Below are 19,532 nucleotides of genomic sequence, written 5' to 3'. Positions count from 1 at the left end.
GACTATATTCATGCTTTCCAACACAAGAATTGTGCTGTTCGAGCCCCACTACCCTGGCAATGTTGGCTCAGTAGCTCGTGTGATGCACAATTTCGGCCTGAAACAACTCTTTCTGGTCAATCCCCTGGCAGACCACCTTTCTCCGGAAGCAAGGCGACTTGCCACCCACGGGGAACATCTGCTCGATCAGGCAGTGCGTTGTCAGACTTTGCAGGAAGCCCTCACCGATTGTGGCTATGTGCTGTGCACCTCGGCCAGTATCGACGGTTTTCAGCGTAGCCACCATTACGGCAGGCCAGATGAACTGCTGGCAAAGTTTGTTCCCACCCTCGCTGTGGGGAATTCCGCATTGGTCTTCGGCCCGGAACCCAGTGGGCTGAGCAATCACGAAATTGCCCAGTGCCATGGAATTATCCGAATAATTACTGCACCAGAGTTTACATCGCTGAATCTGGCCCAGGCGGTAACGATTTGCTGTTATGAGTTGCACCGGCAAGGGATGCATGCCATCGGATCTGCGATGGTTCCCACGCAGAAAATTGCACCTTACGAACAGCAGGAAAGGATGTTTCAGGAATTGCGGTCCAGTCTGGAATTGATTCACTTTCTATACGGTACTAAGGCCGATCCCCTGATGGCAGCAATCCGCCATTTGATCGGGCGTGCCCACCCATCGCCCAATGAAGTGCGAATTCTGCATGGATTAGCTCGCCAGTTACGATACATCATGGAAAATGGGGGACAACTGCCGACAACCAACGATAATGATGAAGATTCTGCAACTTAACGGGATTTGTAAACCGTGTCAATTGCCAGCCCAGCTGCCAGAAGCAACAGACTTTTTGCTTCAGACACACCTTCGCCATCATCATGAATCTTAATCAGGTAATTATCGGCTGATGTAAACAATTCTTTGCCAATACCTGCCCATTTCTTAGTAACGATGCCGATTTCCGTGTCGTTGGCATCAATAAAGCGAAAATTCCAACCTACCCAGTCCCCTTTGACCTGGGCAATCAGATTATCGTGGGAATCATAAACGTAAAAGCCTGCCTTAAAGGCAAAGAGTTTGTTCTTTAAGTAGCCAAGCTTTTCGCCTGTGGGCCCTTTGATCGTAATGACACTGCGAAAAAAAGTAACTCCACGTTCCAGAATTAACAGTGTGCGGTTGGTTTCTGCCTCGATAATCGTGTACTGAATTGGCAAAAATTGCTGGTTGATCAGAAACTGGCACCAGAGCACCCACTGGGAACTGGTTTCTTTGGCAGAAGCCAGCACCTCGTTGCTTTCCGGGTCGAGAATGTCGTAAACACCTTTCAGCTTGAACATTCCCACATGTTCGCGAATAAAATAAGAAGATCGGTTGAGCATGGTATCCCGCGAGTAGATGGTGAATCTTTCCGTACAGTAACTGTGGGCAGTTTATGAAATTCATCCACAGTGGAATCATGAATTCGCCCCAGGTTGGGCTTCACAAGCTCGTTATATAATTGATTGGCTATAAAATTGAACGATCAACCTATCATTGAATTGCAGAATATCTGTCGCACCTTCGGCAGTGCAACCGTGCTGACTGACATTACTTTGCAGTTACAGGCGGGTAGAATTGGACTACTGGGGCAAAATGGTGCTGGCAAATCCACATTAATGAAGATTTTATTAGGATTACTGAGCCCCACCAGTGGCCATGGGATGGTGCTTGGTCATCCGATTGTTCCTAACCGCTCTGATGAAGGAGACTTAGAACTCCGACGAGTGGTCGGTTACATGCCTGAAGTCGATGCTCTTGTCCCCGGTCTCAGGGGGATTGAATACGTCACATTAGCGGCACAGATGTACGGTTTGCGTCGAAAAGAAGCACTACGACGTGCCCACGAGGTGCTTTACCATCTTCAGTTAGATGAAGCCCGCTATCGCTTGATTGCAGAATATTCGCTTGGGATGAAGCAACGCCTGAAACTGGCTCAGGCGCTGGTCCACGATCCTGCACTGCTGTTGTTGGATGAGCCCACCAGTGGACTGGATCCGGAAGGCAGGCGGGCAATGCTTGACCTGCTTTTGGAATTAGGCACAAAACATGGCAAAACGATTATTTTGTCTACCCACTTACTTGGGGATGTTTCTGCCGTTTGTGAGCAAGTTCTCATTCTTGCCCATGGTCATGTGCGTGGGCAAGGGAGCGTCGCATCACTGTTAACCCACCAGCACCGCCGATTTCAGCTACGCATTGCTGGAGAAGCAGAGCGATTTTTAGCTGAATTGAGAAAGATTGGCGTAGCAATAGATTCTGCAAGAACTTACGGCGAATATATTCTTCAGCTTCCTGACAGTATTGCAGAGAACGATCTGTTTCGATTTGCCGCACAGTGCGGGGTGACGATTCGCAAGCTGACACCCGATGAAGAAACGATGAATGATCTGTTTTTAAGATCGGTGGGATGAAAATCAGTCAAAAATGAAATTTTGATTAAATCATATCCAGGCGGCGTTTTGACCGGGCCTGGGAGCAGGAATAACACTTCCCACGAACCAGAATCGTGTGGCCCTCCACCTGGAACTGGTGCTGGCGGGCAATGTTCTGCAGCATGGTTTCGATTGCTGGTAATTGGAATTCGATAATTGTACCACAATGTTCGCAGACCAAATGTTCGTGCTGGGGATAGCCGTAATCGTGCTCGTATACAGTGCGGGCACCAATTTCCATGGTCCGCAGCATTCCCGCATCTACAAGTTTGCTTAGCGTGCGATAAACAGTTGCTCGGCTGATGTTCAGCTTCGATTTATCGATATCGCGAATTAACTGATCCGCATCGAAATGGCTATGGGTAGCAAAAATATGCTCTACTAATTCCCGTTGCTGTTCAGTGAATCGCTGTGGGGTAGACCGGCTATTGAGATATTCCCGAAATTTTTCTACTGGAGAGTGGGTAACAGGTAGCGTCGGCAAACTCACTGAAAAACTCCATTCGCAATTGAGATGTAAACGTATTATATCTGAATTGCAGTGGAAAGTCTCTTTTTTGCAGTAAGTTCACTGGCAAATATGAGAATTAATCGTCCACTGATTCACGAAAGATGAAACGGGCAATTGCGGCGTCAAATTTTTCATCGGTATCGTAAGTGCCTGCAGCGATTTCAGCACGCACCCTAGCAACGAGATCAACTCGAATCTTTTCTTCCATTAATGTTGGCATCGTCTTATCCTCTTCCAAATCTTTGAAAAAACTCATTTCAGACCGATCGTGGAGTAATCGGAGTAATTGTTGGTCGATCATGCTGCGTTTTCCAGATGTTTGAGATCGCTGTTGGGGCCGCACTGGGCTTGGTGAGTGATCTCTGAACGAATTATACAGGCCGATCAAGCCCTCAAATCGATTTTTTGCGTTCAAGCCAACCTCCCAATATCACCCAATTCACCCACACTTCCACAATAGGCGCCAGCCGAAACTGTACACGACGTTCTTGAAGAGAATGCAAGTCTGTAAATGTTCTCAAACTCAATGTGGGGTGCGAAAAAACGCAACCGAATGAAAATGAGAACTTGCCGCTTAACATCGACTGGTCTATCCACTGGTTTCAACAAAACTAGTACCTGAAGGGTGGGCAATTGGAAATTATTAACCAGTCGTGCCGATGATGCACACCAGACACGTGATGCCTGCTTGGCTACTTGTGCCTGTCGTAGCTAAACCAGCGGTTACTTGGCTGAATTTGGTGCATTCAAGGGGTATCCAGCACCAGGGTTACCGGGCCATCATTAACGAGTGCCACCTGCATATCAGCACCAAATTGGCCAGTCTGTAATGGAATACCCTGGAGCAGAAATTGTTCTTTCGCGAGTTCATAAAGTGGGATCGCCTGTTCTGGTCGTGCCGCACTGATAAAACTTGGGCGGCGACCTTTTACACAATCGCCATAAAGCGTAAACTGGCTGACAAGAAGGACGCTGCCACCCACATCTTGCAAAGAAAGATTCATCTTGCCGTCGGGATCATCAAAAATCCGCAAATTTGCGATTTTTTCTACCATCCAGATCGCCTGGGCATCGGTGTCGGAAGTATGAATTCCCAGCAGCACTACCAGGCCGTGGTCGATTTTGCCAATCGTTTCATTTGCAACAGTCACTGCTGCCTGGCATACTCGCTGAATTACTGCCCGCATCGCCTTTTCGCTGATTTTGGTGCTATCTGTAAGGTACAATAGGGTTTTGTACAACGGAGAAACAGGGCGATGTCTCAGGATTACACCCCCTACCAGCAGAAGATTATCAACGGTTACTACCGCAATAAGGGTGCCATCAATGTGCAGAAGCTGGGCGAGATTGTCACGGAACTATTCCTGGCTGAAGGCAAAAAAGTTGACCAGTTGTGGGACCGTGCAGAAAAAACAATGACTAATCTGGAAATACCGGCATCCAGAATCGCCAATATCATGGCGAAACGTGATATCAAACTACTTGCGAATCTGGTAACTGAACTGAACAAAACCTGAAAATGAGAATAATCTCATTCTTCATCAAGTGGGATTGGCTCATCTGCTTCTTCCAGGTCGGAATCGGTAAACTTGGGCATTTCTGGCACCCCACTGCGGGAACTGATCAGGGCACTCATGAGAATGCCATCAATCTGTACCTGATAGCGAAAACTACCGATATAAAGCTCGTCGCCAGATACCAATTTCCCTTCAGTAACAGCTTTTCCATTGATCCGCACGCCATTGGTGCTTCCCAGGTCGCGAACGATCAAATGATCTTTTAATTGTGCAATAATGCAATGTCGACGTGAAATTTTTCTCGAATTGAGTTGCACATCGCATTCAGAGTGTCTGCCCAGCATCAAAATCGGCTTATTTACAATGATCGTGGGACCATCGGCCAGCGCGAGTAGTTGTGCAGGCATATGCAAACCTTGCTACGTGGTTAGTACGTGGGAGTAAGGCTTATCTTATACCATCTCTTCGCACGAATTGCCAAAAATTGAACAATTGATGAGAAAATCGACCGACTAACCTATTTTCACATTTTCCAGGCCATAGAGCAGCCCAAGCAAGCCTAAACCGTAAAAAGTGTATTCGATGTCTGCAGTTTGATCCCACAACCCACCTCGAAAACCGCCATCAGGCACAGCACATTGATGAGCATATTTTAATATTTCATCCTTTGGCAGCTCGTTTCCCCCACCCAATTGGGAAATTGTCCATGCTGCGGTAAAGGTCGACAGCAAGTCTGCAGTGGGAATTCTGTCATTGGCACGAAATCCCCCTTCTGCACAAAACATTTTCTCCAAAAACGGCACGGTTGATGTCGCATTTTCTGGAGAAGTTTTCCCAAGCACATCCAGAATGCCGATCGCTGCCGCAGTGGGGTTGGTTCCCGCACGTCGCATCTGGGGAATTTCGACGTAACCACCGGATCTTTCCCGCTGTTGCACGAAATTCTCTAATTGACTGACATCGGTCAGTGGTTCTCCAAGAAGTTCCAGGGATAGCACCACTAAAAAGGTCATATAAGTGCTTCCAGATGCGGCACCTGGCACCCGCATGTAGCCACCATCCTTGTTTCGGTGGACTTCCAGTAATTTTGCAGTGCGTAGTGTCCAATCAGTTGGGGAATCTGCAAAAATATCTTCATCAGCGGCTATCCGCACCAGAAATGCACTGACAAGTAACGAAAATAAATCGATCAGCGACACTGGTTGATGAAGACAATTTTTGAGGTACCCTGCCGTTTTCTGTGCCATCTCAGGCGAAAGAGAGTCCATGATTGCCAGACTTCTCAATGCGAATCCGGTGTAATAAAGGTCTGAACCACCTTCACGACCCGGAAACCCACCATCAGGGCACATCTGACTTGTAATCCACTTTGAATGATGGTTTAATAAGTCAGGCGGCAGGTGCTGTAAACCGTTCATTAAATCGAACGTAAGTTTTTCAAGATAAGTTACATGCAAAGCACTGCCCCAACGGTAGAATATCAGCGGATTTCTACGATTTGTTTTACGAATATCAGTCATCCATGTTGGAGGTAGCTGGTGTGGCGACTTCTTTTTCCCCAAAGCAACCATCTTTAACCGTTTGCATCACTGCATCACTTTGCACGATCATTGTGTTGACAATTGGTTTAATCTGCCTGAATCAGTCGAACTCTGAAGTCCCTGAACTGCCCAGCGCGGTGCAATCAAAGCAGTTTCGAGTGCTCCCTCCGCCCAGAGAACAGCAGGATTCACATTATCGAAAACCACTCCCGCTGGGTTCTTTACATTCTCTGGTAATGACTCATGAAAATGGCAGAAAAGTGGTAAAAATTGTGGTGGTAGAAAACGGCGATGAGTTTATCGTCGATGCCCACACCGGCAAACTGATTGAAACCCGCCCCACCACCAACATTCCAATTCAAATGAAATGCATGCTGTAATTAAAGTTTTTCTCCTGGGTTAACTTCCAGAAGCAAATCGCGATATTCCGGAATAGCTTTACCCGATTGGGGTATTTTTTGCAGAGCCAACCAGGCGTGTGTGATGCGGGCGGTCTCTTTAGCAACAAATTCTGCATCAAAATTGTCTTTTGCAAACGGCCCCGTCATTGTACACGGTGCAAATGCCGTGTGAACGATATACTGTGCCACCGCAGGGTTGCAGCGGATGTGGCGTTCCTGGTGCAGGTGAAGGTTTTCCAGTTCGATTTCACCCAGCAGGTACCGTAGGTATAAATCGGAATCCAATATGCTGGCCACATCGGAACCACAGACATCGCAGATATAGCCCTCATCGCATTTCATCAATTTTATCTCAAACGGTTACTGATCAGCGTCTTCCAATGATAGCCAGTAAAATAACACCAGTTGCAATGGGAATCTTCTGGAATGTTTTTGTTAAATACTTCTGGCATGGATGTGACCAGCGTTTGCTTTTCACCCGACGCCACTTCGTTATATCTGGGGATGAAAAGTGGGGAAGTACAGCGTTGGTGCATGGGGGAAAAAACAGGCTATTCCCTGTTTACAAACCCCGTTACCGCGCTGGCGTGCCACCCAGAGGGCAAATATCTGGTGGCAGGTGCGATGAATTCGAGCTTCCACACCTGGACATTTCATGAACCCAATAGCCATTGGCGCATCTGGACCCGCCCAAATGCCAATCCCAGCTCAAACCCCTGGCTTGGCTTTGTGACTCTGAGTACTGCCCTGGTGGGGTTAATGCACCACAGTGAGGGTCATGTGAACCAGAATGCATTCGAATTTGTGCCACTGGGGAATACCACTTCGAAATATGAATTAAATTTCACTAATTTTATTGTCAGTGGTAGCACCAACTGGCGAAATCAATCTGTGTTATGGTCCGATGGATCGAACAAAATCCATTTCCGTAATTTACAACATCAGGAAACAAAGAATCATCAGTTCCAGAGCCAGGTTCGTGCCGTCGACATTCACCCACATGAACCCCGGGTGGCCAGTACGATGGGGTGGGAAATTGCAATCAATTCTCTCAGCAATTTCAGTTTACCCACCATCGATTGCCGCCACTCGGGTGCGGTAAGCTGTCTGAAATACCACCCAGGTGGGGAATTTTTAATGAGTGGCTCGTGGGATGGCACTATTCGACTTTGGGATGATCTCCAATTCAGAGAGCTTCGCAAATACCACTTCCGTATTGGAAAAATCAGAATGCTGGCCATCTCCAACGATGGTTCCCAGGCCTGTGCCGTCGGACAGGAAAATATCTGTCTGTTCGATCTGGAATAATCATCCTACAGATGGGGCATTGACTGGTTCAATTGTCACCTTACCGATCCCACCCAGTTCACCTTCGATCAGGATTGTTGCCACTTTGAACTGCTGAATCGTCCAGGCTTGCGTCAACAGGTGCTGGGTGATCTCTGAAACAGTGAATTTGCTGGGGCCAGTCGCAAAACAAAGCGGCAACATGATCTGGTCAGCACTGTGCGGATCGATCTGCTGGTGGCTCTGGCGGAAGTGTAGCAGCTCTTTCACCGCGTCAGCACCCACTTGTTCTGCCGATTTGCGGAGTTCGCCCAGTCCCACAAATGCTATCGGCGGGGATGTTTCAGTAACAATGGCCAAATAAGCCCCAGGCCCGCCCGAAATTTTCGTCAATTCTTCGTGAATATGAAGTTCCTCCCCACGAAGCAGTTGCCTGGCCTTGCGGAGCATTCGCTCCTGAATGTGGGATTCCAGACCAGCCACAACGCTGTCAATGGTGATCGCTTCAATTTTTGGCACCTGGTGGGAATTTCGTGGATGGATTTCCGCTACAGGATCGATCTGTACGGCAATTTTCCCACCCCCACGTGGGTAAAAGCCTGTTTGTAACAAATTTGTAACAATCTTTAGACCCATACTTTGGAGGTGACCTTGCCAGGTTTTTTCCAGAAATGGGAAAGTGGGAGCTGCTCGAACGTGTGTACCACCTTCAATTGTGATGGTGCTGGGCCCATCGGCTTTCAGGCAAAGTGGCAAGTAAATGGTGTGCAGCACCAATGCCACAGAACCTGCAGTGCCAATCCGAAAGTGAAAATCGCCACTTTGAACCACCCCAGGGGTAAAAACAATTTCCTGAGAGCCGAGTTCCGCACCCACCACATGGGCACAGCCAATCCGCTGTGCGGCTTTGACGCACTGCAAGTGCTGTGCCTGCAAGCCGGGCTTCGGTTTGCGATTCGCACGAATGTTGAAGAGGCGAATGGGTTGATTGTTCATCAACGACAGGCAAAGGGAGGTACGTAAAATCTGCCCACCACCCTCACCCGTGGAACCATCGATTTCCAGTAGATTATCCATGATTGAAAGAGGAAAATGTGGTTGAGGGGTTCACTTCTGTGGTACAACTTCTTTTGCTTGCAGATCGAAATCAATCTGCCAGCCATGAAAAGCGGGACTTCGTGTCAATCGTCCACGGACTGCCAAAGCACTTTCAACCGAATCCACTTTCAGGGTTAATTTCAAATGTTTGGCAGCAAGAATGTTTGCCTCAACAAAAATCGCATCGTTTCCGCAGCACAATGAGATTTCGCGCGACAAATAACTAGTGTCTAATGCAGGTGTCTCGGCGGGCTTTTCGACCAGTTTAGGTAGCTCCTTCACAACCTCTGTCGCTGCCACAGGTTGTACTTCTGGCATTTTCAATCCCATGAAATCGCTTTCACTCGGTTTACCAGGCTTTTGATCTACAGGTCGAGTAACCTTTGGCACGGTGGGAAATACCTTTGCGGGTGGCATTGGCACCACAGCTTCTTTTCGATCGTTCTGCATCCCACTCGCAGGTACCCGTGGATAACGGGTTGATTTTCCACGTGGCGTGGCTGAAGGCTGCTGCCCCGTTGATCCCACATTTGGAATCAGTTGAAAAGGTGTCGGAATTTCATTCGGTTGCGACAACGGATTGAAAACCGGCTTCCGCGGCTGTTCCACCGGAGGCACAGTTTTCGATTGTGTCTCCTGTGGCTTCTGGATGTTATTGTCTCCCACGGGATGGTGTACCAGGCCATATCGAGAAGATGTCATTCGATGCCCTTGCCCTGCCTGCTGTTCAGCAATCGGTGAAGGGCCCATGTTTACCACTGGTGGCTCGGGTGACACAACAATCACTGGTGGTGCCAATGTCACAATCCGTTCTTCAGTGGGATAGTACGGAGGTATCAATACCGGACCCAACCGCTGTTCTTGTGGTATGGGTGACATGGGCACGGTAATTACTGGCACTTCTGGCAACGGTTGTGCAGGTGGGCAATCGTTGCACTGATTGGGCAACTGGATTGGTAATGAGCGTACTTCGTTCATCACCACAGGCGCAGGCTGAGGAGCAGATGGTACCGGTGCCTCCACTTGAGTTGGTTGTGACAAAACGGGCGAAGGTAAATGCACTGTTTTTGCAGCATCGGGTGACGAAAGCACCGATTCGCCAGGTGTGCCATACCCGTACCAGCGCCATTTGGGACCGCCTGAGTAGTTGATCACAGGTGCGATTGGTAAGGCGGGTGCTATTGGTTTTGTTTCTGGTTCGTTTTTCTGTTCAGTACCTTTGTCCTGTACCTTGATGGGTTGTGGCACCTCTTCAACAATCTTTTTAGGTTGTGGCGACTTCTTCGGTTGCAGGACTTTCTTTTCTGGTACCGCTGGTTCTTCGTACCCCTGTAAACGGAGTTCTGGCTGCACTGGAATTGGCAAATTCCTTACCGGTGGCTGGTTTGACTGCAATGGTTGACCATAGACTGGCAAACGGACCGGTGGCTGTGTCTGAATCGTTTGCTGTCTGGGTGCGGTTACTGTCGGATGCAACTGCACATGCCCGACTGGATTTTGTTGTAATGGAATCAGGTTCTCTCGAGAACCTGCCATTGGTGATTGACCTAACGCAGGTGGGGAAAGCAAATTTTCAGACACTACTCTGTTATCAGGAATTTCATCATGAAATAACCCTGCCAGCATCTTCTTTAGTTTTGCTGGTGCGTACCAAGGCATATTTCTTTCGCTGAATTTCGGTGGGTAATCGATCAGCGGTTCCAATTCCTGACCGATCGATCGCTGCAAGGTGAAACTGCCAGCGATCAGCACCAACATGCTAATGAGCAGAAATCGTCGATCGCAAATGTAGCAGTACACGTTTTCTTCCTTGCGTAAAGATTCCACTTACCGTTGACTGGGAATACCAAGTGTTGCCTGGCGGGCAGTTGTTGCTGGAAAATATCCCAACGTCGCAAAAAAGCCGGTGGGATGCCCCGTGGGCACAATCTGGCCAGCGGCCAATGGCGAGCTGGCAACACCCAGCGGCAGGGCGTTTTCAAAATACGATTGCCGCGGGGCAAAGGCAGTATTACTTCCCATTGGTGTGTTCTGTCGATAGCCACCTGCAGGTAAGCCCGGTCTGGCGCCATAATAGTAGTTGGCGGCAACGTTACCACCACGCAAAAGATTCAGATATGGGCTCAGTGGTTGAGAACGTCGATTGTACATGTCCATCGGATTCTGACAGAACGCACTGCTACTGCAAATAATCGTCGTCAGCACTACCGCAAGATATTTCATGTTGTTTCTCCTAGAAGCCTCTGTTTAACACATTCGGGCGAGCGATTGAATTGTATGTTGACCCACCCAGTAAGGTGATACCCAAAACACGTTCAATCGGTGTCAGCACTTTCTGCAGGTAACTATCAACCCGCAGCAACTGTTGCGATTGAACATAAACACGATCCCCTGGAAGCAATTGATAGTTGGTACCAGCCCAGCCACGCTGCGTCATCGCAACATAATCTACCGGGATCACGTTGTCTGGTTCAAACTGATTTGGAGACCGTCGTGCAATCCAGATTTCATCTTTCGAAGAAACCTGTTGCAATCCATTTACATTTGCCAGCGCATCCAGCACGGTTTCGTTCCCCTGGATGGGAAATCGTGTGATTTGTTCGCCATATCCAGCACCATCCGAAATCACGTAATATGATTTGCTGTTGTAAGCAACGACATCGACGATTGTGAACAATTTTTCTGGCTTGTCCACGTTCGCACTGTATTCGTTCAAAACAGGATCCTTCGACATTTTCTCGAAGACGTGCTGTTGAACTGCAACTTTGGCTTCGTCGATCGTCAACCCGCTGACTTTTACATTACCCCAGATACCCAGGTTGACCATGCCATCCGATCTTACAAGATGGTTTCCAGAAATCGGCTGGGGTGCCAGCACAACGGCTGGTTTTCCTTTTTCTTCCGGCAAGCCGTAAACTTCGATCAGCAGCACATCGGGTGCTTCGATACGGTAAGGTGGCAGGATTACCTTATTTAATTCATTTGGCAGATCGGTCTGCACTGGCAGTCCCAGGCTGGCAGAACTTTCGGAGTGTTCGAAATGGCCAGTGACGCACCCGGAAAGACAGGTGAACACGTACAACGCCAGGGTACTGCCTGCGAGTTGTGTGAAACGCATGTTCATCGGCCTCCCATGTGGAACAAATTCATAAAGGAACCATCGGCAATCTGGGGAATCGAATCCAGAAAAATTGTTCCGAATGGCAAAATCATTACAATTCGCAAAAACTTGCCAGATTATCCATGTCTCTCATTTTTGCAAAATTGTCTAAAACAGCATTTCTTCTTCAACTTGACTGCACTATGGAAAATTTGGAAAACCTCAGTTCGCAGTTATCCGCCCGAGGTGTAAACACCACTGTCGAGTTGGCTTTGGATTGCGGAAGGCAACTGACCATCCTTATCATGGCAGATGGAGAATGTAAGAGAGGTTTCAGCATCGCCCTACGTCCCGAAGGTGTGTTCATTCTTGGATTTCGAGGATGTTTCCTGCTCGAAGACCACGCCGATGTGGCCGAGTCAATTGCTCGGTTGGCAAATCGAGCGGTGCAGTCAGGCTTTATTGGGGAAGATTTGGGTAGATTTTCTCTCAAGCCATACTCTTACAAGAAGTGGATTGATGACGGTCAAATACGGGCTTCGATGGAGAGAGAAGCAGGCGGGTGGCTGCAAATTTCTGATGTTCAAAATGAACAACTTTGGGCAGAGTTCACTACCCGATTCTCGTTTCGCAGTAGCATATCACCAGACTCATGGCCAGCCATTGTGGAGCCATACCCGCACGTAACGTGGTCGGTTTCCGGTATGCAGAAAACTTATGAGTTGGATGCCGAACAGTTCTGTGCCGTTGAGAGGCTTTCAAGAGAGCAGTTACTAAGAGCCTTCTGTGCCATTCGGGCCCTAGGCGACACAGTGTATGTGCTGGATCTGAACCATGATGGCTATTCTTTCAAGCCGATTATTACTGTCAGCACAGGCATGGACACTTGGCCAATATCGATCATCCCTGTTCACAACTATTCGTTATTTGTTGATCCTACATTCTCGATCGGTCTGTTCAGCCATCCTTGGGAAGCGAGCATCTGTGTCTTCGGAGAACTGCTCGTAAAGCAAATGGGGGTCACTCCACTAGCATGCTTTGGCGCAGTGATACGGTCATCGAACCAACCCAAGAAGTAATTGGTCAAAGCAACTATAGCCCTGTCTTCCTAATTTAAGGTCAAAAGGGGATCGATGCCCTAAAAATGAGTTGGCTCTCATTAGATGATCAGTCAACTATCTGCCATTTTCGACTTTTACCCACTATTTTATCAGAATCGGCAAAATAAGTGATCATAAAGACACACATAAAGTATATATAATTATAGATTTCGTTCCGACGTGGGCAAACTCTCGCAATATTCGGAACGAAGTTTATTGATCCTTGTGTTTTGAACGGTGAATCAACAGCTACATGATGCCCGAAATCGCCTGTTTTGCAATTTTTTCAAAAAACGGTTGACGGATTTGGACATGATCTTGTAGCATGATGAAGCACCGCTCAAGGAAGAGCCACTGATATGCCAACACTGAATGTTCGTTTATTTTTCAAGTTATTTGTTGTTGCCTGCATTCTGGCAGGAAGTTTGGCGGGCGTTTACGCTTACCAGATGTCGCGGATTCCCAAAACTCTCTTGTGGCAGGCAGACAAAGCAATCGAAGCAGGCGACACCAGCAAGGCGATGCAGTTTATGCGTCGTTATCTGGAATATCGACCCGATGACACCAACGAGATGGTGCGTCTTGCCGATTTAGTGCTGGAAAAAGCCAAAAGCTCCAAAGACTACCAAAGTGCGATGTTCCTTTACGAAAAGGCATATCGAACAGGCACCGACAGTAGCTCCATTGCGATGAAACTGATCCCCGTGTGCCTGAAGCTTCAACGATATGCCGATGCGGAAGAACACATTAATCGGCAATTAGAACAAGAACCCAATAAGGGTGAGCTGCATGGCTATCTGGGTGAATGCTATCTGGGCCAGGAAAAAGCCGCTGAAGCGGAAGTCGCTTTGAAGAAAGCAATCGAATTAGAGCCAACTCATACGCGAAGCTATGAACTGCTGTTTCGAATTTATCGCAAGGATCCACAGAAACGTGATGAGGTAAACCAACTTCTTGCCAGGCTGACTCAGGTGAATCCTTCCGACGTGGATGCAATGTTATTGCAGGCACGCTGGCAGCAAAGCAATCGAGAATACCCCAAAGCACTTGTAAGCATTGAAGCAATTTTGAAGATTGCACCAGAAAACGCTCCAGCACACCAGGCACGCGGGGAGGTGTTTCAGGCAATGGGCAAAATTCCCGAAGCGAAAGAAGCCTATCAACTGGCGATTGATCACAACCCGAAAGTGGCACAAGGATACCGGGCATTATCCTGGTTGCATTTAATGACGGGTGACCAAGACCGTGCGTCTGCAGTGCTGCATCGTGGGGTAAAAGAACTGCCCAATGATGCGGAATTGTTAACCCCACATGGGGATTTGTTGATTCAGCAAAATGAATTGCAGGAAGTGGCTGGTATTATCAGCCGGTTAACCAAAAACGGTGCCACCCGCCAGGCGAAATACCTGCAGGGCAGACTGTATATCCGACAGGGAAAATGGTATGAAGCACAGCAGACTTTGGAATCGCTGCGTGGAGAGGTAATTGAACTCACATCGCTATCCACGCAGATCAATGTTCTCTTGGCAGAATGCTACGAGCATTTAGGCGATTTCCGTCTGGTTGCGGAATCGTTGCAACGTGCACTCACCCTGGATCCCAACCACGTTCCCACACAGGTGTTGCAGGCGAAGTTATATCTGAATCAGGGAAACCATGCAGAAGCCCTGAAGTTGTATCGTGAACTGTTTCGTTCTCCCTATGGCAGCGTTGCCGTAAAAGAAGCATACTTAGAATGCTGGCAACGCCAGATCATGTGGGGACAGCCATCCGCAGATGAACGGGAAGAGTACACCAAAGCACTTGAGTATCTTGTAAAAAAAGTGCCTGATGCCGGTCGAATCAGTCTGATGCTGGCACAGGAAATGGTTGTTAAAGGGAAACAGAATCAAGCCGCATCGCTACTTACAGAAAGTCTAATGAAGCGACGCTACAATCCGTATGCCTGGGTGGCACACATTCAGAATATGTCAGATCTATTCGGCACATCGAACGCACCCCAACTGATAGTGACTGCAAAGTTAGCGATTGACAATGCTGTTGAATTGCAAATTGCAGATATTGAGTTCCTACTTGCCCAGGGCGTTGATGCAACTTCCAGAATCAAAGAATTGTTGCAAACTTGCACACAGATGATCGCAGTTGGGAGACAGGATCAATTGCTGGCAACACTTGCATCACACCTGAAATGGAGTCAGCACTATCGCGAATTGGCGATGGTACAACAGCAACTGGTACGCAATCACCCCAAGTTACTGCAACACTATTTAAATCTTCTGGAAACCAGTTGCATTCTGGGAAATCAATTGGCGGTAACCACTATTGAAAGCGATATTGCAAGGAATTTCCCAGAGCAAGTTGCAGAAGGTGACCTGATTATTGCTCTGGCTGGGAAACCATTTCATGCACCACTTGGTAAAGTGCGACAATCTATGGAAGCCGCATGCCGTTCACTTCTGGTGAAACAACCAGATCATGTTGTAGCACGTCGGGCCATGGCGCGAGTTGCCTGGGCTGCACAGGACGAGCGTGCTGCCAGATCCCACCTGGAGGTTGCATTGGCACACGACCCCACGAATGAAAATGTTCATCTCGATCTGATTGGGCTTGCTATCCATGGTCTGGAGAAAAAAGACCCCTTGGTAGCGATTCAACGCAGTTTTCGAGATTCAAGGCTCAATGCCCACCAATTGATGAGCATTATTGCAACTACAGCGAAGTATGAACAATCCTGGGACTGGATTACTCGACTTCCAGAAAATGTCTTTGCATTATTGCCGATGGATGTCAACCGACTGGCACAATCAATTCATAAAGAAGGACAGGCAGAAATTGCTTTGAATCTGGCATCGAAAGCACTTGCCCAGCACCAGAAACATGATTCATTGTGGGAAACAATGCTTCAATTGACCAGTAAGGACGAAGAGACGCACCGCAAGACCTGGGAGCAGTGTCGTGCGGCATTATCAGATGCAGGGTATTATCGCCTGCTTGCCAATGTTAAATCAAAAGCAGCCCAGGAACAGATTGCAGCCCTGCCAAAAAAAGAATGGGGAAATTTTGCTGCGATTATGTTGGAGCAGGGTCGTATTCATGGTGACATGGATCCTGCTAATACCCAGATAGCAAAGTATCTTGCAGAAAAGGATCTGCAGGAAAAAGTGAAACAGAAGCTGGAAGCGTTGCAGGCACAAGCAAGTTCAAATGGAAAATCATCGACACAAAACCTGCAACTAACGCAGTACATTGAAGGGATTAAAAGTGATGATCCCACGCATTTGCGTAATGCGGCGTTAAAGCTGTCGAAAGACGCCCGCGCGGCAACCGGTAAAGAGCGTTTGGAACTATATCTGAAGATATGCCAGACACTGGAACAACTTTGTGAGCATCCCCAGGCAACAGATAATGAAAAGGTGCAACTGGCTCAGGCGTACAGAATGCTTGGCAGATCTGAACAGTGCAGTCAATATCTCGAAAAACTGAATCAGAATCATCCTGAAAATCTACTGTTTCTGGTTGTTTACACCAACGATTTGCTTCGTGACCAACAATTGAAATCGGTGGAGCCATTGTTGCCCAGACTTCAGAAGGAGATTGCAGATCCACGTGTGGCATCGGCCCTGATTCGCTACAACACGATGGCTGGTTTGCCCAAAAGTGCGATCAAGGCTGCCGATCAATTTGTTTCCAGTGCCCCCCCTGGTTCTGCTGACGCAAAGACCAGACGGCAACAGGTTGCAGAGCTGATGGATCTGAACACGCGGTACGCGATGTTGCACCAACTTGCAGGCACGAAACTGCTGTTACAGTCTACCTGCGAAAGTTATGAATTTGCAATAAAGCACAATCCCGATTTGCTGATTCAATATTGTGCCTTACTGGGCTTTGCTGGTGATGTACCGAAGGCGTTTGAGTTGCTTGATGCCAAATCGAAGGATATCCCACTGCAAACCCGGGCATTAGCAGGGGTGGGGATTCTCCGTGGTGGGCATGCTGAAGTCGCACATTTTCAACGAGTTCAGGTATGGCTGGAAGAATTACTCAAGCCCGCACCAGATAATGTGTTGTTTCTGTTAAGCCTGGGAGAACTGCACACACTGAAGCAGGATTTTACTCAGGCGGAAGCAGCCTATCGTCAGGTGCTACGACTTGATCAGAAAAATCTGCTGGCTCTGAACAATCTGGCCTGGGTGCTGGCCACGGAACCTGCCGATGCGAAAGATGCCTTAGTGCTGGTGGATCGTGCGATCAAGGTGGCTGGTTCTTCCAGCGAAATTCTGGATACGCGTGCCCGAGTGCTGATTACATTAGGACAGTTCCAGCCTGCCGTTTCAGAACTTACCGCATCAATTGAACAAGGCCGCACCCCACTGCGATTGTTCCACCTGGCCCTGGCGTACCTGGGTCTTGAGCAACGGGAAACAGCACTCAAGTTGTTTCAGGAAGCAACCCAACGTGGGCTGGATCCAAAATCAATTCACCCACGCGATACTAAAGTTTATCAGGAATTGCGTCAGGCCTTGAATTGATCAGAGCACAATGGATTAAGATTTGATTGTACGCAGTAACATCCACATGTATACACCGTAGGAAGCCAGGAGGATACCACCTTCTATTCTGCCGATCCGCATTCTACTACGCATTATCGGTAGGAGCAATAAAGTGATACCGAGCATCCACCAGCGGTCAGATTGAACAATTTCTGCATTGATTGGCAGTGGGCTAATCAAACCAGTAATCCCCATCACTCCGAGAATATTGAAGAGGTTCGAACCAATAATATTGCCAATCGCCACATCATCCCGTCCTCGAATGCAGGAGACAATCGAAGTAACCACTTCTGGCAAACCTGTTCCAATGGCAACGATGGTCAAGCCGATCAGTCTTTCCGACATACCGAATATCCGACCGATTTTCACAGCACCATTGACGGTGAAATGTGCTCCCAGCGTCAGGCAGCCAACCCCAATTGCCAGAAACAATAAGCAAACCCATATTTTGGGTTTTGGTGAGCTCTCAGAAATATCTTTAGCTTCCGCTGCAAATTGTGACGATTCCGACCGCGACATCTGTTCTCGCACAAGGATGACAAGATAGGCTGTAAAGCCGATATAAATGGCAACAAATGTGATCGCATCGAGCCGGTTCACTTCCTGGTGCTGGCATACAGCTACACAAAGGAGTGTAACTATTGCAAGAACAGGATATTCCAATCGAATGGTGTTACCCGTAAGCACCAAAGGACGAACTAAAGCAGAGATCCCCAGAACAAAGGCAATGTTAAAGATATTCGATCCAACGACATTCCCCACAGTGATATCTACTTTCTGTTGGGCGGCAGCAACAACGCTAACTGCAAGTTCGGGTATGGAAGTGCCGATGGCAACAACGGTAAGTCCAATAATTGCCGGTGTAAGGCGTGCGAGATTTGCAATTCCCACGGCACCACGAAGCAGTGTTTCACCACCGACTACTAACACTACTAAACCCAGGATGATCAATCCAAGTGACTCAACGATCATGCATTATCTCCAGAAATGGTGGGGTATAAAAAACGCTTGAGCACTGTCAACCCACAGAGAGAGGTTGTTTTTCCGGATGCAGGTAGATAAAGCTTTTGCCCAGACGACCGTTATAGTTGCCTGCTGAAATTCGCTGGAGATCAGGCGTGGAGACGCTGGCTTCGATCGCCGCCTGTGTTGCCTGAATAATCGCCTGCAAATTCCGACCGTTGATGATAATTTCCTGCACAGAGACAACACCTGCCGGCAAGCGGCTTTGGTCTCCCAGTTTTTCCCGCAGTGTCGGGCAATATTCTGCATAGGTGCTGGCAATGGTAAACGAATATTTACTGCCCGCCTTGGACCCACTTGCAGCCACACCACCTGGGAAAGGTAGCGATACTCCAGCAATTTTGCTTGCAGCCTGTGCTGCACGGTCTGCAGCTTCCAAAGCACCATCAGCGGTATTGCCAAAGAACCACAAATTACCACCCATCAGCCCTTCCGAATATCCCAGGCGACGCTCGATTTCAAATTCACCCGATAGGATGGGCACCACCCACATCTTACGCTCGTGCCGTTGGTCGCGAAATTGATAACCGTCTCCAAAAAAAGCAACTTTCCTGCCCATCTTGTAAAAAACTGGGGCCTCGGTCAGCACATTAAACGCCCGCGTGGTGGGACAGGTCATGATGTTCTGACTGATTCGCACCAAAGCAGATCGTTCCAGAGCTTCGACTCGGTCTTTGCGAAAGCGGGGAACATGCAGTTGGATAATTGCCCCAGGTCTACCATCTGGTGTGGGGAATAATTCATCCCCACCTGGACCAACATATCGATCGAGGCCAGCTTCACAATCGCAGAGGATGGTGGAAGATGCATTCCCAGTTGCAGACCTTACTGCCTCATCCAGCCAGCGGCGATCGCGAGCGGTGATCAGGATTTCCGTGTATAAACTGCGAAATGCTTCTGCATAGGTGTCTTCAATATCAGCCATGGATGCTCCGAAAAGA

General features: G+C 48.3%; 20 protein-coding genes. 7 read left to right on the top strand and 13 right to left on the bottom strand.

Annotation, left to right across the window (positions count from 1 at the left end; genetic code table 11):
* Window positions 1-10 precede the first annotated feature (10 nt).
* Window positions 11-787, top strand: a complete 777-nt coding sequence (locus R3B84_04935; GenBank protein MEZ6139900.1) for an RNA methyltransferase — start codon at window positions 11-13, stop codon at window positions 785-787.
* On the opposite strand, the gene R3B84_04930 is transcribed toward R3B84_04935, so the two are convergent.
* Window positions 784-1,371 (bottom strand): phospholipid scramblase-related protein, encoded by a 588-nt coding sequence (locus R3B84_04930; GenBank protein MEZ6139899.1) that lies wholly within the window; start codon window positions 1,369-1,371, stop codon window positions 784-786. The two genes, R3B84_04935 and R3B84_04930, sit on opposite strands and share 4 nt — an antisense overlap.
* 135 nt (window positions 1,372-1,506) lie before the next feature.
* On the opposite strand from R3B84_04930, the gene R3B84_04925 reads away from it, so the two are divergent.
* Window positions 1,507-2,442, top strand: a complete 936-nt coding sequence (locus tag R3B84_04925; GenBank protein MEZ6139898.1) for an ABC transporter ATP-binding protein — start codon at window positions 1,507-1,509, stop codon at window positions 2,440-2,442.
* Between the two features lie 25 nt (window positions 2,443-2,467).
* Here the strand turns inward: R3B84_04925 and R3B84_04920 are convergent, their stop codons facing one another.
* The 3 genes from R3B84_04920 to dtd form a co-directional block, all read right to left on the bottom strand.
* On the bottom strand, window positions 2,468-2,953 hold the full coding sequence (locus R3B84_04920; GenBank protein ID MEZ6139897.1) for a transcriptional repressor: 486 nt from the start codon (window positions 2,951-2,953) through the stop codon (window positions 2,468-2,470).
* A gap of 97 nt (window positions 2,954-3,050) precedes the next feature.
* Entirely contained in the window at window positions 3,051-3,275 is a 225-nt protein-coding gene (locus tag R3B84_04915; protein ID MEZ6139896.1) for a hypothetical protein, read from the bottom strand.
* A 445-nt stretch (window positions 3,276-3,720) separates the two neighbouring features.
* Window positions 3,721-4,161 (bottom strand): D-aminoacyl-tRNA deacylase, encoded by a 441-nt coding sequence (gene dtd, locus R3B84_04910; protein ID MEZ6139895.1) that lies wholly within the window; start codon window positions 4,159-4,161, stop codon window positions 3,721-3,723.
* A gap of 69 nt (window positions 4,162-4,230) precedes the next feature.
* Here dtd and R3B84_04905 point away from each other — a divergent pair, with 69 nt between their 5' ends.
* Entirely contained in the window at window positions 4,231-4,491 is a 261-nt protein-coding gene (locus R3B84_04905; GenBank protein MEZ6139894.1) for a hypothetical protein, read from the top strand.
* 14 nt (window positions 4,492-4,505) lie between these two features.
* Here the strand turns inward: R3B84_04905 and R3B84_04900 are convergent, their stop codons facing one another.
* Window positions 4,506-4,898 carry an FHA domain-containing protein gene (locus R3B84_04900; protein ID MEZ6139893.1) on the bottom strand — a complete coding sequence of 131 codons (393 nt, stop codon included), beginning with the start codon at window positions 4,896-4,898 and terminating at the stop codon, window positions 4,506-4,508.
* Window positions 4,899-5,003: 105 nt separating this feature from the next.
* Window positions 5,004-5,909 carry a prenyltransferase/squalene oxidase repeat-containing protein gene (locus R3B84_04895; protein MEZ6139892.1) on the bottom strand — a complete coding sequence of 302 codons (906 nt, stop codon included), beginning with the start codon at window positions 5,907-5,909 and terminating at the stop codon, window positions 5,004-5,006.
* A gap of 122 nt (window positions 5,910-6,031) precedes the next feature.
* Between R3B84_04895 and R3B84_04890 the strand changes: the two genes are divergently transcribed.
* Window positions 6,032-6,412: a hypothetical protein gene (locus R3B84_04890; protein MEZ6139891.1), complete on the top strand. Its 381-nt coding sequence runs from the start codon at window positions 6,032-6,034 to the stop codon at window positions 6,410-6,412.
* Here the strand turns inward: R3B84_04890 and R3B84_04885 are convergent, their stop codons facing one another.
* Entirely contained in the window at window positions 6,413-6,775 is a 363-nt protein-coding gene (locus R3B84_04885) for a hypothetical protein (GenBank protein MEZ6139890.1), read from the bottom strand.
* An 84-nt stretch (window positions 6,776-6,859) separates the two neighbouring features.
* On the opposite strand from R3B84_04885, the gene R3B84_04880 reads away from it, so the two are divergent.
* Entirely contained in the window at window positions 6,860-7,741 is an 882-nt protein-coding gene (locus tag R3B84_04880; GenBank protein ID MEZ6139889.1) for a hypothetical protein, read from the top strand.
* On the opposite strand, the gene rtcA is transcribed toward R3B84_04880, so the two are convergent.
* The 4 genes from rtcA to R3B84_04860 are packed head-to-tail and all read right to left on the bottom strand — an operon-like array spanning window position 7,742 to window position 11,936.
* On the bottom strand, window positions 7,742-8,797 hold the full coding sequence (rtcA, locus tag R3B84_04875; protein MEZ6139888.1) for an RNA 3'-terminal phosphate cyclase: 1,056 nt from the start codon (window positions 8,795-8,797) through the stop codon (window positions 7,742-7,744).
* A gap of 30 nt (window positions 8,798-8,827) precedes the next feature.
* Window positions 8,828-10,618, bottom strand: a complete 1,791-nt coding sequence (locus R3B84_04870) for a hypothetical protein (GenBank protein ID MEZ6139887.1) — start codon at window positions 10,616-10,618, stop codon at window positions 8,828-8,830.
* Between the two features lie 27 nt (window positions 10,619-10,645).
* Complete coding sequence (locus tag R3B84_04865) at window positions 10,646-11,041, bottom strand: hypothetical protein (GenBank protein MEZ6139886.1); 396 nt, start codon at window positions 11,039-11,041, stop codon at window positions 10,646-10,648.
* A 10-nt stretch (window positions 11,042-11,051) separates the two neighbouring features.
* Complete coding sequence (locus R3B84_04860) at window positions 11,052-11,936, bottom strand: polysaccharide biosynthesis/export family protein (protein ID MEZ6139885.1); 885 nt, start codon at window positions 11,934-11,936, stop codon at window positions 11,052-11,054.
* A 17-nt stretch (window positions 11,937-11,953) separates the two neighbouring features.
* On the opposite strand from R3B84_04860, the gene R3B84_04855 reads away from it, so the two are divergent.
* Together R3B84_04855 and R3B84_04850 are read left to right on the top strand one after the other, a co-directional pair.
* Window positions 11,954-12,997 carry a DUF2716 domain-containing protein gene (locus R3B84_04855; GenBank protein ID MEZ6139884.1) on the top strand — a complete coding sequence of 348 codons (1,044 nt, stop codon included), beginning with the start codon at window positions 11,954-11,956 and terminating at the stop codon, window positions 12,995-12,997.
* A gap of 380 nt (window positions 12,998-13,377) precedes the next feature.
* On the top strand, window positions 13,378-17,547 hold the full coding sequence (locus tag R3B84_04850; protein ID MEZ6139883.1) for a tetratricopeptide repeat protein: 4,170 nt from the start codon (window positions 13,378-13,380) through the stop codon (window positions 17,545-17,547).
* Window positions 17,548-17,562: 15 nt separating this feature from the next.
* On the opposite strand, the gene R3B84_04845 is transcribed toward R3B84_04850, so the two are convergent.
* Both R3B84_04845 and fhcD read right to left on the bottom strand, forming a co-directional pair.
* Window positions 17,563-18,540: a calcium/sodium antiporter gene (locus tag R3B84_04845; protein ID MEZ6139882.1), complete on the bottom strand. Its 978-nt coding sequence runs from the start codon at window positions 18,538-18,540 to the stop codon at window positions 17,563-17,565.
* Between the two features lie 46 nt (window positions 18,541-18,586).
* Window positions 18,587-19,516, bottom strand: coding sequence for a formylmethanofuran--tetrahydromethanopterin N-formyltransferase (gene fhcD / locus R3B84_04840; GenBank protein ID MEZ6139881.1), 930 nt, complete (start codon window positions 19,514-19,516; stop codon window positions 18,587-18,589).
* Window positions 19,517-19,532: the final 16 nt, after the last annotated feature.

It is taken from the genome of Zavarzinella sp. (assembly GCA_041399155.1).
GTDB lineage: Bacteria > Planctomycetota > Planctomycetia > Gemmatales > Gemmataceae > JAWKTI01.
This window is presented reverse-complemented; position numbering and strand designations above follow the sequence as displayed.

Coding starts and splice junctions, on each gene's coding strand:
- R3B84_04935 (MEZ6139900.1), top strand. CDS start 11: ATGCTTTCCAACACAAGAATTGTGCTGTTCGAGCCCCACTACCCTGGC.
- R3B84_04930 (MEZ6139899.1), bottom strand. CDS start 1,371: ATGCTCAACCGATCTTCTTATTTTATTCGCGAACATGTGGGAATGTTC.
- R3B84_04915 (MEZ6139896.1), bottom strand. CDS start 3,275: ATGATCGACCAACAATTACTCCGATTACTCCACGATCGGTCTGAAATG.
- dtd (MEZ6139895.1), bottom strand. CDS start 4,161: ATGCGGGCAGTAATTCAGCGAGTATGCCAGGCAGCAGTGACTGTTGCA.
- R3B84_04905 (MEZ6139894.1), top strand. CDS start 4,231: ATGTCTCAGGATTACACCCCCTACCAGCAGAAGATTATCAACGGTTAC.
- R3B84_04900 (MEZ6139893.1), bottom strand. CDS start 4,898: ATGCCTGCACAACTACTCGCGCTGGCCGATGGTCCCACGATCATTGTA.
- R3B84_04895 (MEZ6139892.1), bottom strand. CDS start 5,909: ATGAACGGTTTACAGCACCTGCCGCCTGACTTATTAAACCATCATTCA.
- R3B84_04885 (MEZ6139890.1), bottom strand. CDS start 6,775: ATGAAATGCGATGAGGGCTATATCTGCGATGTCTGTGGTTCCGATGTG.
- R3B84_04880 (MEZ6139889.1), top strand. CDS start 6,860: ATGTTTTTGTTAAATACTTCTGGCATGGATGTGACCAGCGTTTGCTTT.
- rtcA (MEZ6139888.1), bottom strand. CDS start 8,797: ATGGATAATCTACTGGAAATCGATGGTTCCACGGGTGAGGGTGGTGGG.
- R3B84_04865 (MEZ6139886.1), bottom strand. CDS start 11,041: ATGAAATATCTTGCGGTAGTGCTGACGACGATTATTTGCAGTAGCAGT.
- R3B84_04860 (MEZ6139885.1), bottom strand. CDS start 11,936: ATGCGTTTCACACAACTCGCAGGCAGTACCCTGGCGTTGTACGTGTTC.
- R3B84_04850 (MEZ6139883.1), top strand. CDS start 13,378: ATGCCAACACTGAATGTTCGTTTATTTTTCAAGTTATTTGTTGTTGCC.
- R3B84_04845 (MEZ6139882.1), bottom strand. CDS start 18,540: ATGATCGTTGAGTCACTTGGATTGATCATCCTGGGTTTAGTAGTGTTA.
- fhcD (MEZ6139881.1), bottom strand. CDS start 19,516: ATGGCTGATATTGAAGACACCTATGCAGAAGCATTTCGCAGTTTATAC.